Source organism: Paenibacillus sp. BIHB 4019, from assembly GCF_002741035.1.
In the GTDB taxonomy this organism is placed as follows: domain Bacteria; phylum Bacillota; class Bacilli; order Paenibacillales; family Paenibacillaceae; genus Pristimantibacillus.
Genome location: NZ_CP016808.1, coordinates 4,128,454 through 4,142,479, shown reverse-complemented (window position 1 = coordinate 4,142,479; position 14,026 = coordinate 4,128,454). Strand labels below are relative to the sequence as shown.

Genomic DNA, 14,026 nt, shown 5'->3' with positions numbered 1-14,026 from the left:
TGTTACTTTTTCACTGAAAGCTGCAATTTTCGCATGAAAAAACCGCCCCTTAAAGCGGAGCGGCCGTTTTTCACAGCATGATTGGACCTTTCATAGTGTTGTTTCGTCTTCCTTAACATCCTTCAGCATCGCGTCCAGCATGTAAGCCTTGCGATAATGAACGGGCGATTTGCCCGTATGCTTCTTGAATGAGGCGTAAAAATAATTCGTATTCGTCATCCCGACCAGCTCTCCGACCTTCCCCGCAGATAAATCGGTAGACAGCAGCAGCTCCTTCGCCTTGTCGAAGCGGAAATCGGCAATATACTGCGAAATTGTTTTGCCTGTAAAATCTTTAAATACTTTCCTCGCATAGTTTGTTGAAAATCCCACGGCTTCCGCCAAGCCCTCTACTGACAAATTCGGGTCGGCATAGCCTGAGCGCACCTGTTCCTCAATAAGCGATACCGCCTTCACATTCGTCTGCGACGAGCTGTAGTCGCGCTGGCTCATCACTTGCCTGCATGCGGCAGCAAACTCCGTTATCATATGCTCCAGCGTCTCCTGCTTCTGAATCGTTTCTGGAAGCGACAGCATCCCGCTCTGCAGCAACTCGGCCTCGCTAACCATCCCTTTGCTGGCGCGCACCGCCATAACCGTCAATTGATACACATACAGCATAATTTCATCATATTGATAGGTGCGGATTTCCGCAAAAAACTGCTCAACCGCCTGCTGGAATTTCTCCTTATCCCCCAGCTTCATCTGATCGGTAATATGCTTCTCCAGCGCTAATGGATAATCATGTTCCGCAGCGGCATGGATGGAGGACGCCTCGCCTTGCTTGGCAATAATAGTGCCATAGCCGCAAATCAAACGATAGCGCGACGAATGGTAAGCCTGATTCCATGAAAGCGGAATCGCCTTAAGCGTTTGCACAACTGGCCCAATCGCAATCGTGACCGACAGCTTCAGAAACTGCGCAACCTTAGACTGAATATCCGCCATCCGCTGCTCAACCTCGGCCGTATCGCTTAGCTCGCCATCCTTCCAGCTCAGAAGCAGCATGATCGTATCATCGTTATCGTCCATAGCCTCGCGCTGCATCGGCGACGTTATAATTTCCTCCGCTATGTTGGAGATCGCGTATTTGAACAAGGAAATATCCGCCAAATCAAATTGCTGCAGACGCTTGTCATATTCATCAAGGCGAATAACGCATACTTGAAAGCAATCCGCAGCATGCAAAGGCAGCCCAAGCTCGGTCAGTTTGCTATCGCCTGCGTTTCCCGTGTACCCGCCTTGAATAACGGAGCGCAGCACCTCCTTGCGTTTGGCGGGTAAATAGCCCGATACGTCAAGCTGCAGATCGGTTACCTTCCCCTCCAAATAGGAAAAGGATTTCGTCAGCAGCTCATACTCATTAAGCTGGGAGCCATCTTTAAGTCCAACCTGCAGCGATGAGCCTGCCCGCTTCATAATCGTATTGAGCGGCATATAAATCATGCGAATCGAAAAAAGTGCCGTGGCCGCGGCGATTAGGACAAAAATAGCGGTCATCCAGATAATAAACTGCTTTAAATGATTGACCTTCAGCAGCAGGCTTTCATTTTCTGCAATGCCAATAAAGCTCCAGCCTAGACGATCCGATTTAAAATAAGAAACGAAGACGCTTTGATTATTAATCGTATCGCTCAGTTGGCCGCTTTCCGCTGTAGAATCCAATATGGTACGAATATACGGCTCCTCATTTAAATTTTTATTCACCATGCTTGGATTGCTGTGGGATATGACCGTTCCCTTATCATTAATAATGACCGACTGAATCGAGCTGCCGCTGCCGCTTCCCTTCGTTGCCAGCTGCTGCAGCATCTGCTGATTCAAATTTACGACAAGCGCGCCATCAATAATGGAATTGCGGGCGAATTGGGAATAGACAATCGTAATCCAGTTCTTCTCATAAGACTTTGCTAATTCGGTATACTTTTCATGCCGCGGAATAAATACGCCTTTTTTATAAAAATCCTTCTCTTTCAGCATCGCCGTCAACCTTTTATCATAAAAATCTGCAATCGGCGTAATCGGCTTTTCCGAAGAGAAAACGCTATCATTATTCAGGTTGTAAATATAAATCGAATCGATTAATGGGTTCGCTTCCTTCATCTCGGACAGCAGCGTATTAATTTGCTTCATCTCTATATAAGTGAAGGAACCGCCATACATCGCGTTATAAACGACCTGGTTGTCATAGTTTTTGGCAAAATAGTTATAGGTCGAGGTAAGCAAAATATCAGCCGTATTATAAGACTGCTCGGTCATCCGAATGACCGACTGGTTGACGTCCTCCGTCAAATTATCCGAAACCTTATCGATAATGACATAAGCAAATACCCCAATGAGAATAAATCCGACAGCTACATATGAAAAGATCATTTTCAGCAGCAGCTTCCGCTTCATGATAAAGCTCTTTACATTGTTCATTGCCTGAACTCCCCCACGTTTGTATAATCTGCTGACGCTCTGTTTATATTTTGCTGTTTTTTGATAATACCATGAAGTCGCCGGAGCGAATACCTTCAGACGAGTATTCCTTATGTCTGCGCTACTATAAATATTAATGATTTGGTTACTATTTGAAGAACAACCCCACGATATCCGCCGGGTGACGGGCCGCTCAGCAAATATGCAGCTGCGTATTGTATTTTTATTTACTTAAGTGTATATTTATACATAACGAGACTTATACGGAGGTTAGACGATGACTAATTTAAAAAACAACGATACCGCTGCCTTGCTGGCTGCAGCCAAAAAATCCGTGCTGTTCACAACAAGCAGACCCGAGGTCGTGATGGAGCGCGGGGAAGGCATGTACTTATGGGATACGGAAGGTAAACAATACCTCGATTTCAGCAGCGGCTGGGCGGTCACCAGCTTGGGACATTCGCCTAAAGCTTTGCAGGAGGCCATTGCCAAGCAAGCCGGACAGCTCGTGCATGCAAGCCCCGCTTTCTATAACAAACCAATGGTTGAGTTCGCAGAGCTGCTGACAAGCGTGTCCGGCTTTGACAAAGCCTATTTCACCAGCAGCGGCGCCGAAGCGAATGAAACCGCGATTAAACTCGCCCGCAAGCATGGCGCCCTAAATTTAAACGGCGCTTATGAAATTATTACTTTGACGAACAGCTTCCATGGCAGAACGCTCGCCATGATGTCGGCAACAGGCAAAGCGCATTGGGAAAGCCTTTATGCCCCTAAAGTTCCAGGCTTCAAGCATGTGCCTATCAATGATTTTGATGCGTGCTTCGCTGCCATTAGCAACCGTACCTGTGCGATTATGCTGGAGCTCGTCCAAGGGGAGGGCGGCGTCCATTCGGTTGATGCCCCTTACCTTCAGGCACTGCGCAAGGCATGCGATGTTTATGGCATTATGCTTATTTTCGACGAGGTTCAGACCGGTATTGGCCGGACAGGAAAAATGTTTGCCCATGAGCATTATGGCGTTAAACCAGACGTCATGACGCTGGCGAAAGGAATTGGCGGCGGCTTTCCGCTATCCGCGACACTAACGATGGAGCAATACGATCTTTTTGAGCCTGGCGATCAAGGCGGAACCTATACGGGCGGACCGCTTGCGATGGCAGCAGGCCACGCAGTCGTAGAGGAGATTATTCGTTTGGATTTGGCCACCAATGCGAAGCTGATGGGTGACTTAATGACAGAGAAGCTGGTTGAGCTTTCCGGCAAGTATGCGATCACCGACATTCGCGGCAAAGGCTTGCTGCTCGCCTTCACTGTGCAGGAAGGCATAGCGCCGCAGCTTGCGGCTTGCTGTATGGAGGATGGATTGATTATTAATGCGCTTAACGCTTCCACAGTACGGATTACACCCGCACTCACGGTAACCGAAGCAGAAACAGGCGAAATGTTCGAGCTGCTGGAGCGTGCCCTGAGCAAGCTGGGATTAAAAACTGTACAGAAAGCAGCGGCCAACGCCTAGCCGACAAAAAGAAGCCGACAGCTGCCCAATAGCTGTCGGCTTCTTCTTTGATAAATATGAACGATTAAATGTTAATGATTAAAATTTAAAATAGTTTTTCGCATTGTAGTAGCTAATATTGCGGACAATGTCGCCCAGCAGCTCGCGGTCATCCGGCACTTCGCCGTTCTCCACCCACTCGCCGAGCAAATTGCACAAAATCCGGCGGAAATACTCATGCCGGGTATAAGACAGGAAGCTGCGGGAATCGGTCAGCATGCCGACAAAACGGCTCAGCAAACCGAAGTTCGCGAGCGCCTTCATTTGTACGACCATGCCGTCCCGCGTATCATTGAACCACCAAGCGGAGCCCAGCTGGATTTTGCCCGGGATGCCGTCGCCTTGGAAGCTGCCGATAATCGAGCCAAGCACTTCATTGTCCATTGCATTTAGCGAATACAAAATCGTGCGCGGCAGCGCCTCATCCTTCGCTAACTCATCGAGCAGCTTAACGAGCGGATAGGCAAGCGGACTGTCGCCGATAGAATCATAGCCTGTGTCCGGCCCAAGGCGATTAAACATCGCCGTATTATTGTTGCGCGCGGCATTAATATGAAATTGCATCGCCCAGTCATGCTTCGCATACAGCTTTCCGAGGAAGACAAGCGTATACGTTTTGTATTTTTTCTCATCCTCAAGGCTTACACGATTTCCGGCAAGTGCACTAGCAAAAATCGCTGCTGCCTCATCCTTTGTCGTCTCCCCGTAAGGCACATAATCAAGGGCATGATCCGAAACGCGGCAGCCTGCCTCGTGGAAGAAGGAAACTCTTGCTTCCAGCGCAGCTAACAGCGCCTCATAGCTGTCCAGCTTTTGGCCCGCAGCCTGCTCCAGCTTCGCGATCCATTCCAAGAAACCAGCGCGGTTAATTTCCAGCGCTTTATCTGGACGGAACGAAGGCAGCACCGCTACCGGAAAGTCCGGCAGCTCCTTAATTTTCAAATGATATTCCAGCGAATCCGCAGGATCATCTGTCGTGCAGACGACCTCAACCTTGGAGTTTACGATGAGATCGCGGGCCTTAAAGCCCTCTCCAGCCAGCTTCGCATTTACTTTTTCCCAAATCGCCGGCGCATTGCGCTCATTAATCACTTCATCGACGCCGAAGAAGCGCTGCAGCTCCAGATGCGACCAATGGTAAAGCGGATTGCCAATTGCCTGCGGAACCGTCCTTGCAAAAGCGAGGAAGCGGTCATAATCGCTGACGCCTTCGCCACCCGTGACATATTTTTCTTCAATGCCATTCGAGCGCATCGCCCGCCACTTGTAATGATCGCCATACAGCCAAGCTTCCGACAAATTCGAGAAGCTGATGTTATCGTAAATTTGCTGCGGGCTCAAATGGCAATGATAATCGATAATCGGCATGTCCTTTGCATAGTTATGGTACAAATCCCGCGCCGTTTCATTTGCCAGCAAAAAATTGTCGTCCAGAAACTTAGCCAAGTTAGTCCCTCCTGAATTTAACTAGTTCGTCCACCTTCACAGCGAGTCCCGTCTGAATTGATTTATTAGCAGCAATACCTGTCAAAATCGAACGGGCACCGTCTACATGATTCGCCGCGCGATTGAACTTATCCTCTACTGACGTGCCAAAAATATCGTTGAGCAGCACAGGATCGCCGCCGCCATGGCCGCCAATTCCTTCTTCCACTTCCACATTGTAAGGAGCGCCAAACATTGGATAAACGATAATGCGCTTGCCTTTCAGCGCGCCCTCTTGCGATTTTTCGCCGCCGGAATTAACATAGGATTGCTCGACAATTTCCATCTCTATCCGGCCCTTTGTGCCGTTGAACGCAATGCGGTAGCCTTCCCATGGCAGATAAGCATTAAGCGAATAAGTCAAAATTGCATTGTTTTTGTAGCGTACCATTACGCCCATCGTATCTTCGATGTTAATGCCGTCGCTGAATACGCTTTGGTCGCGGCGGTAGCCGTCCTCATGCTCGGCATCCAAATACATTGCCTTGAGGTTCTCATTGCTGTCCATATGCAGCGCAAACGGATCTTCCTTCGCATTGGGGTGGCCTGTCGCACGGTCGTAAAACTTCGTTTCGCCACGCTCTTCGGCATTTTCCTTACCATAGAACAGCAGATCCCCGAAAGCAAAGACGGTATCCGGCTGCGAGCCGATCCAGAAGTTCACCAAGTCGAAGTGATGCGTCGATTTGTGGACAAGCAGGCCGCCGCTGTTGCGCTTGTCACGGTGCCAGCGACGGAAATAATCCGCGCCATGCTGCGTATTGAGCAGCCATTCAAAATGCACCGAATTAACTTTGCCGATCGTGCCATTCTCGATCAGCTCTCTGGCTTTCGTATGATGCGGCGCATAGCGGTAGTTGAACGTTACGCGAACATTTTTCCCGGTGCGCTCAACAGCATCAATAATATCCTGGCATTTCTTCTCATCTACGGTCATCGGCTTCTCGGTAATGACGTCGCAGCCAAGCTCCAGCGCCCGAATAATATACGTATGATGCGTGCGGTCTACGCTGGTCACAATAACGGAATCCGGCTTCTCAATCTCGATCATTTCCTCGAATTGCTCTGCTTTATATGTGTTAACGGAATGATAATTATATTTATCGGTTAAACGATGGTTGGCATGGTCAAGTCTCGTTTGGTTCGTATCACAAAATGCAAGCAGCTCCGACGTATCTCTGAAATCGGTTGCAATTGCAGCATAGAAAAACTCGGCTCTTCCTCCCGTTCCTACCAATACGTACTTTTTCTTTTGTGTCATTGCGGCTCACCCTTTGTCTGATTTTTTTGGAATATAAGAATTTATAAGCTTCACACGTATAAATAGGCTTATATTTCTCGGACTGAAACGCGCCGCGCTGCTAAAGGACGGCGACAGCCGTTTCACCTTGATTGTTTAATACGCTTTCATTTTATCGCATATAAGTGTTATAATTCTCCTCATATAGTGCTTATTTAAGGAAATATGCCGCATATTTTGCGTTTTATATGAAAGGAGCTTTGAAGGCTATGATTGAAAAAACGCCCGCTTCCTTTGATTATGGAAATTTAGCGGATTTGTACATTGAATATATGAAGCGCTCCGAGCCCTTCACGATGCCTAATGATCATTTTCATGACTATTATGAAATTTATTATTTGCTCAGCGGCAAACGGATTTATTTCGTCCATGACCGTTCTTATCCGGTGGAGCAGGGCGACTTGATCTTCATTTCCCGCCAAGTCGTTCATAAAACGCTGTACGCTGGCGAAGCCTCGCATGAACGGGTCATTATCCACTTCGATCACCATTTCCCTGAATCGTTTGCGCCCGAGCTTCGCGAGCTGATTTTGTCGCCGTTCGAGCAGCATATTCACGTGCTGCGGCTGCCCCGCCAGGAACAGCTGGTGATGGAGCAGCTCATCCGCAGACTGCTGGAGGAAATTCAGCAATGCCCTCCCGGCTATGAGCTGTATCCGCCAATCGCGGTTACCGAGCTGCTGCTGCATGCGGCCCGTTATTTGCAAAAGCACGAATTCGTCCCGCTCTCCCATGCCACGCCGATGCATGCGAAAATTACCGAAATCGTGCGTTATATTAATCACCATTTCAGCGAAGAGATTAGGCTTAGCGCCATTGCCGAACAGTTCTATATCAGCTCGTATTATTTAAGCCGCATCTTTAAGGAAATAACCGGCTTCTCCTTCTCCACCTACTTGACGATTACCCGCATCAAAGAAGCCCAGCGCCTGCTGCGCGAGACCGACCAGTCGATTACGGAAATTGCCGCCGCCACCGGCTTCGACAACTTCTCCCACTTCGGCAAAACGTTCAAAAAAGTTACTCGGCTCTCGCCGCGGGATTATCGCAAGCATTTGTAGACGCTTGAACAGATAAATATGTCATATTTCAGTTGTATAATAGATTGTGTCCTGCAAGAAAGTTACTTGATAAATGGCCTTCTTTCAGGACACTTTCACATGACAAATAATGCTTATTTGACTTACTTAGTGTGCCTTCTTTTAAATTCCATCACTTTACTGTGTATAATGTTTACTTAACTCTTCTTTTATATGGAAAGTGTTCTCTGGTCTTCCATATTTACAGAGCAGTTCAACAGCTTTTAAAAATGTATAGGTCCAAGATTCACCCTTACTATGGGTAAGCTGTTTTAATGTATTTGCATAGCATGTACTATGCATGTAGGCTAATTCAAGCTGTTCTTTTCTGAAATCGCCAGTCCTTAAGAACAATTTGAGTTCTATTTCTGAACTGATTTCTCCTATTTTTTCCACAGCCTCCTCTATTACTTCTATTGGTAAAATGGATAGTAACGATGCATAATTGTAAAATGCGAAATTATAATCTTCAAGGGGATCGGTCATTTTCATTCTAACGATCTTCCATATCTCGTTACTACTTACCCAATCACTTACCATAGCCCGAATGTTTTGAATATCATTTTCCTCACTGAACGCCCACAAATTGAATGCACTTTTAACATCATCGTCTGAATATTCGAGCAGTACCGATAGGTCCATATGAGCAAAAATATATTTTTGAGCCCACTCGCCCTTTTTTATACCATTATTATTTAATTGTGCCGCAATCAACAAACCATCTTTGTAGTTTGATAAAATAGACGTAACTTTTTCATTATCACTATCTTCTTTTATCAATGCTTTAAACATTTCATTTATAAAAATTGTCATCTGCCTATTAAATTTCGTAAGATCTTGATGCTGATCAAGAACAAATTTTAATATTTTCATGTTTTTCTCGACCTGCTCTGGAGCTATATCCAGCCACAATTGATGAAAAAACTCTTCCCGATTCAAATCAGTTACTAGCTCCCCGTATACCGTTCCCCCCTCGTCATCACTGTCCAAAATCGCAGTATAAAATTTCTGAAGCTGCTCGTTGGACACCTTTAAAGAAGGTACAGCATATTGAAAATAAGTATCGAAATGCACAGAAGAGCAAATTAGTTTATTTTTGTTCGACAATAATTTATTTACACTTGAATTCCCGAGAGCGGGAAATAACTTGTTCAATAAGGAAATATAAGACGGAAATTGTATGTATAGCTTCTCACGTTGCTCTTTAATAACGGCTTCATCTTTTTGCTCACCTAGAAATACGCTTGAGTTTTTATAAATGAACGCAAATAATTCAGGATTATCAATTTTAATCGCTAATAAGGTGAGAAGGTCCTTCGGGTTCGTTTCTTTTTTTAACATGGGCATATGAACCATCGCGATATTCGCTACCCTCTCCATATTCCTTGGCGTGAACTGAAAGTGATTAGCAATTCCCCCTAAAAAATCGATGTAATCATTTTCAACTTCAATTTTATAATCGTTTATTATCTTCATCATTGACGTTTGAAAAGCTTTAATCATCAGGTAGGAATCAACTCTTGGCAGGTACAGCGGCACATGAATAAACTTTGAAATATATTCAAGCCCTACCTTTTCCTCATAGTCTTTGGAATAGAGCTGGGATAACGATTTCGCTACGTGTTTCTCATCCATAGCAAGAACATAGGTGATATTAGGAAAATCAGCGATAAGCCGTACTAGTTTAAAGATGATTTGAATCTCCTTATTATCTAGACGATCTATATCATCTATGAAAACCACCATAGGCATTCGAGCCGCTTTCAGCAAATCAATAATATGCTCCCTCATGCCTTGAGCATCTTCAAAATCTTTGGAAAATTCAGGATTGCTCATATAATCTTTAAAATTCACAATAAACCCCGGTGGTCTGATGCTAATCGTTGTCAAAAATTTCAAATACTTCTTTAACCCATAAATAAGCTTTTGCTGGGAATTAGATTGACGATTTTCCAGATGCGATATTAACAGCTTTAAAAACTCAGGAATAATATTATTTTGATCCTTCCCCATATACCAAGGATGGAAACGAATAATCTTCTCTTTACTAATATGTTGCTTTTCAATCAAATCAATAATAGAGGATTTTCCTGACCCCCATGGCCCATATAGCCCAATAGTCAAAGCATGATCCGTAGGAATAGCCATACGATCTATGAGGATCGCTGCCAAATCTTTCGCAAACTTCTCACGACCCAAGCTGTCAGTTCCGCCGATGCCTAATGAAGGGCTAGAATGAAATTGGTACTTCTGTGCTTTGTCTGCAGCATCAGTCGCGGGCTCATCTTTTTTGGCAAGCAGCTTTTTGATCGTTAAAATGATTGCATATAAAGAAATGGCTATTACATTCACATCATATAGATCAGACCAAACTCCCCCGGAAAATAGTCTGTTCTGATCATTAAATCCATAATCCAAGATGATTGAGATGAACACTGCCGGCAGCAGTTTCCGACGTATAGTTTTGAATAAAAACAGCTTGACATGCTGCTTAAATTCAAGATAAACAATGGCTAACCAAATGGCACCATACAGAATGACAACAAGCTGGATAACGTGATTTGTTGGGGTGGTATTTAATATGGGCTTAAACGCTAAGCGGATGCATAAGAGGACCGCATATGATATCGATGTGCTAAACAAAATAAAGAAACCAAGTTTAGAAAGATTAGTTTTTCCTTTTCCAAAATAATCTTTTAATCTTTTGACCACACTAACTTCTTCTTTCATTTACTCCTATACCCCTCTCCTATAACTTCCTTAATCATACAAATGTTATTTTTCTAAAGCAACGATCCTTACATAAAATAAAAACATTCCGTTTCTAGGACGTATTTTTAGGCATAATTATTGGAGGTTATCAACGAAAAAAATCACGTCGTAATCTTATACATACAAAGTCACTTAATTGGACTAATAAAATTGAAATCTCTATGATAAATTTACTGTGATGTCTCAATTTTGTATACTAGGTTGGGAGAAGTGATGAGATGATTAAAATTGGTAAAATTAGCTACTGGCATGTACATGCTTGGGATTATACGAAGGAAGCGCAGGCGCATCCGGGTACAGAAATTACAGCGGTATGGGATGAGCTTCCAGAGCGCGGCCAAGCGGCTGCTGACAAGCTCGGCGTTCCTTTCTACAGCAACTTGGACGAGATGCTCGCAAGCGACATTGATGCGGTAATCGTAGACGCCCCGTCCAACATCCACCGCGACGTTATCATTGCGGCGGCTCGCGCTGGCAAGCATATTTTTACGGAGAAGGTTATCGCTCCTACGCTTAAAGAAGTGAATGAAGTCATTGAAGCAGTATCTGCAAATAATGTGAAGCTTACCGTGTCCCTGCCAAGACTGAACGCTGGCTACACGCTGGCGATTCAGGACATTTTGGCACAAGGGCTGCTGGGCAAGGTTACGCTTGTTCGGGTTAGATTGTCGCATGATGGCGCTACGAAAAACTGGCTGCCTGAGCATTTTTACAATTTGGAGCAATGCGGCGGCGGCGCCTTGATCGATCTGGGCTGCCACCCGATGTATTTGACTCGCTTGTTCCTCGGTGAGCAGCCTGTTGAAGCTTCTGCCCAATATGGCTATGTAACAGGAAAAGAAGTAGAAGACAACGCTGTTGTACTGCTAAAAACAGCATCCGGCGCTGTCGGTATCGTTGAAGCAGGCTTCGTCAACGCGTTTTCGCCTTTCACCATTGAAATCCATGGCACGCAAGGCACATTGATGTACGGCACACCAGATGACCGCCTGCTGCTGCGGACAAACGTGAATGGTGAAGACGCAGCGAAGGAGTGGCAGGAGCAGACGCTGCCAGACTCACGCCCAGGCGCTTTCAACCAATTTGCCGATCATATTGTGAACAATACAAAAGCTGAGGAAAATGTACAGCTTGCTGTTGAATTAACGAAGCTGGTTGAAGCGGCGAACCGCTCCGTGCGTGAAGGAAAATCGATTCGTATCGATGAGTTGGCGCAATAATAGACTACTGGATTATTTTTCAACAAAAACGGCTTGAAGGGAGGTTTGGCGCGATTGCAACCTTTTCCATATGAAGTGATGCGTGAGCGCCAGGATGCGCTCGAGAGGCTTGATCTTCGCATCCGCTGGGGCTATTACGATATACATGTGCTGCGTTTTCACCTGACCCAGTTTCTTCCCGGCAAAATCGTCAACTTTCACAAGCATGCCGAGTTCGAGTTTCATTTTATACCGCAGGGCAAGGGGACCGTTATTCTGGTCGATATGCCGTATGCGCTGAACGAAGGCATGTTTTATTTGACTGGACCTGATGTGCTGCATTATCAGGAGGCAAGCCCGGATGACATTATGGATGAGCTGTGTCTGCATGTCGATATTATCGATCGCAGATTGCAGCCCGGCCCTTCCCCTGTTACGGAAGCGGATGATTGGGAAATTGCCGAGGCCGATGATTGCATCAGCAAGCTTCGCACGCTGCCGCTGTTTCCGGCCGATGATGTGCATCAGGCTATGCCTCTGTTTCTGGAAGCTTATGAAGCTTGCTCGCGGCATTACACGGGCAGCTATACGACAATTAGACAAAATGTCATTCAAATATTGCTTCGCGCAGTGCGCGCTTATGACACGGTGAAGGAGCCGGAGCAGGCCCACTTACCCACCCGGGATATGAAGGCTTACCGCTATCGTCTCGCGATGGAATATATACAGGCCAACTACTCTGGCGAGGTCACGCTTGAGGACGTAGCCGACAAGCTGAATTTAAGCTCGCGGCATATTCAGCGGGTGTTCAAGGAGGCCGGGGACGGCCAGTCCTTCAGTGCCACGCTCGAAAACATGCGCCTCAAGGCGGTATGCCATGCGCTTGCCGAAAGCACGCAGTCGATTGAAAAAATCGCCCAGCAAACGGGTTTTGCCAATGCCAACTATTTGCATGCGGTGTTTCGCAAACGTTTTGATATGACCCCTTCTGAATACCGCGCGCAGCAGATGACCATCATGTAGTAAAGGATGATACTCCCCATGTCCAAGACGCTAAAAATCGGAATTATCGGCAGCGGCGGCATTGCAGGCGCCCACGCCAGAGCGTATAAGCAAATGCTTGGCGTAGAAGTTGCCGCTGTCGCGGATATTATTCCGGGCCGCGCCAAGCAATTTATCGAGCACTGGGAACTGCCCCATGCGGCGGCCTATGAGGATTACCGTCAATTGCTCGACACAGAGCTAGATGGCGTCAGCATTTGCACGCCAAATGTGGCCCATTTTCAAACGACGGTTGATGCGCTAAATGCAGGCAAGCATGTTATGCTGGAAAAACCGATGTCGGTCACGCTTGAAGAAGCGGTGACGATGGCGGAGACAGCGCTCAAAACGGGCAATATGCTCAACATCGGCTTCCAGCCGCGCTATGACCCGAATATGGCGATCATTCGCGACCTGATCTCGTCCGGCGAGCTCGGCAAAGTGTATTATGTAGAAACCGGAGGCGGACGCCGCCGCGGCATGCCAGGCGGAACCTTTATCCGCAAGGATATCGCTGGAGCTGGCGCAATGGCTGACATCGGCTGCTATTCGCTCGATATGGCGATGAATGCGCTCGGCTATCCAAAGCCGCTGACGGTATCGGCGTTTACGTCTAACCATTTTGGCACGAACCCGCTGTACCATAAGGAAGCGGATAAGTTTGATGTCGAGGATTTCGGCGTGGCGATGATCCGTTTCGAAGGCGATATTGTGCTTAATTTCAAAATTTCCTGGGCGATGCATATGGACTCGCTCGGCGCCGCCCTCTTTCTCGGTACCAATGCCGGGCTCAAGGTTACGCCTTCCGGCTCCGGCCCTTGGAGCGGCGTATTCGATGGCAGTGTAGGCTCCATCACGATGTTCCATGATGTACAGGGACATCATACGGAAAGCCCGATTCCGGTTATTCAGCACCAAACAGATCTATTCCATGCCAAGGTGTGGGACTTTGCCGAAGCGGTGCGCGACGGAAGACCTGCCCCTATCCCGGGCAGCCAAATCGTGCGCAATCAAGCTGTTATTGATGGCATTATCCGTTCTGCTCAGACGAAAAAGGAAGTCGATATCTTTTTGCCTTCCCCGTTTGCGTAAGAGCCTGTTACAATGGAAATTCGCTGCGTGAAAGCGTTGCAAC

At 46.6% G+C, this 14,026-nt stretch carries 9 protein-coding genes; 5 read left to right on the top strand and 4 right to left on the bottom strand.

What is annotated here, in order from left to right; translation table 11 throughout:
- Positions 1–90: 90 nt before the first annotated feature.
- Positions 91–2,460 (bottom strand): helix-turn-helix domain-containing protein, encoded by a 2,370-nt coding sequence (locus BBD42_RS17985; RefSeq protein WP_099519277.1) that lies wholly within the window; start codon positions 2,458–2,460, stop codon positions 91–93.
- A 277-nt stretch (positions 2,461–2,737) separates the two neighbouring features.
- On the opposite strand from BBD42_RS17985, the gene BBD42_RS17980 reads away from it, so the two are divergent.
- A complete protein-coding gene (locus BBD42_RS17980; protein ID WP_099519276.1) occupies positions 2,738–3,976 on the top strand; it encodes an aspartate aminotransferase family protein in 1,239 nt (412 codons plus the stop codon).
- 78 nt (positions 3,977–4,054) lie between these two features.
- Here the strand turns inward: BBD42_RS17980 and uxaC are convergent, their stop codons facing one another.
- Together uxaC and BBD42_RS17970 are read right to left on the bottom strand one after the other, a co-directional pair.
- Positions 4,055–5,461, bottom strand: coding sequence for a glucuronate isomerase (uxaC, locus tag BBD42_RS17975; RefSeq protein WP_056043296.1), 1,407 nt, complete (start codon positions 5,459–5,461; stop codon positions 4,055–4,057).
- 1 nt (position 5,462) lies between these two features.
- Positions 5,463–6,761 (bottom strand): Gfo/Idh/MocA family oxidoreductase, encoded by a 1,299-nt coding sequence (locus tag BBD42_RS17970; protein WP_099519275.1) that lies wholly within the window; start codon positions 6,759–6,761, stop codon positions 5,463–5,465.
- A 248-nt stretch (positions 6,762–7,009) separates the two neighbouring features.
- Here BBD42_RS17970 and BBD42_RS17965 point away from each other — a divergent pair, with 248 nt between their 5' ends.
- Entirely contained in the window at positions 7,010–7,861 is an 852-nt protein-coding gene (locus BBD42_RS17965) for an AraC family transcriptional regulator (protein WP_172455542.1), read from the top strand.
- 156 nt (positions 7,862–8,017) lie between these two features.
- Here the strand turns inward: BBD42_RS17965 and BBD42_RS17960 are convergent, their stop codons facing one another.
- Complete coding sequence (locus BBD42_RS17960; protein WP_099519273.1) at positions 8,018–10,609, bottom strand: KAP family P-loop NTPase fold protein; 2,592 nt, start codon at positions 10,607–10,609, stop codon at positions 8,018–8,020.
- Between the two features lie 260 nt (positions 10,610–10,869).
- Between BBD42_RS17960 and BBD42_RS17955 the strand changes: the two genes are divergently transcribed.
- The 3 genes from BBD42_RS17955 to BBD42_RS17945 are packed head-to-tail and all read left to right on the top strand — an operon-like array spanning position 10,870 to position 13,983.
- Positions 10,870–11,871: a Gfo/Idh/MocA family protein gene (locus tag BBD42_RS17955; protein ID WP_099519272.1), complete on the top strand. Its 1,002-nt coding sequence runs from the start codon at positions 10,870–10,872 to the stop codon at positions 11,869–11,871.
- A 54-nt stretch (positions 11,872–11,925) separates the two neighbouring features.
- Positions 11,926–12,873, top strand: a complete 948-nt coding sequence (locus BBD42_RS17950) for an AraC family transcriptional regulator (protein WP_235533348.1) — start codon at positions 11,926–11,928, stop codon at positions 12,871–12,873.
- A gap of 18 nt (positions 12,874–12,891) precedes the next feature.
- Positions 12,892–13,983 carry a Gfo/Idh/MocA family protein gene (locus BBD42_RS17945; protein ID WP_099519271.1) on the top strand — a complete coding sequence of 364 codons (1,092 nt, stop codon included), beginning with the start codon at positions 12,892–12,894 and terminating at the stop codon, positions 13,981–13,983.
- The last annotated feature ends 43 nt before the right edge of the window (positions 13,984–14,026 follow it).

Coding starts and splice junctions, on each gene's coding strand:
- BBD42_RS17985 (WP_099519277.1), bottom strand. CDS start 2,460: ATGAACAATGTAAAGAGCTTTATCATGAAGCGGAAGCTGCTGCTGAAA.
- BBD42_RS17980 (WP_099519276.1), top strand. CDS start 2,738: ATGACTAATTTAAAAAACAACGATACCGCTGCCTTGCTGGCTGCAGCC.
- BBD42_RS17970 (WP_099519275.1), bottom strand. CDS start 6,761: ATGACACAAAAGAAAAAGTACGTATTGGTAGGAACGGGAGGAAGAGCC.
- BBD42_RS17965 (WP_172455542.1), top strand. CDS start 7,010: ATGATTGAAAAAACGCCCGCTTCCTTTGATTATGGAAATTTAGCGGAT.
- BBD42_RS17960 (WP_099519273.1), bottom strand. CDS start 10,609: ATGAAAGAAGAAGTTAGTGTGGTCAAAAGATTAAAAGATTATTTTGGA.
- BBD42_RS17955 (WP_099519272.1), top strand. CDS start 10,870: ATGATTAAAATTGGTAAAATTAGCTACTGGCATGTACATGCTTGGGAT.
- BBD42_RS17945 (WP_099519271.1), top strand. CDS start 12,892: ATGTCCAAGACGCTAAAAATCGGAATTATCGGCAGCGGCGGCATTGCA.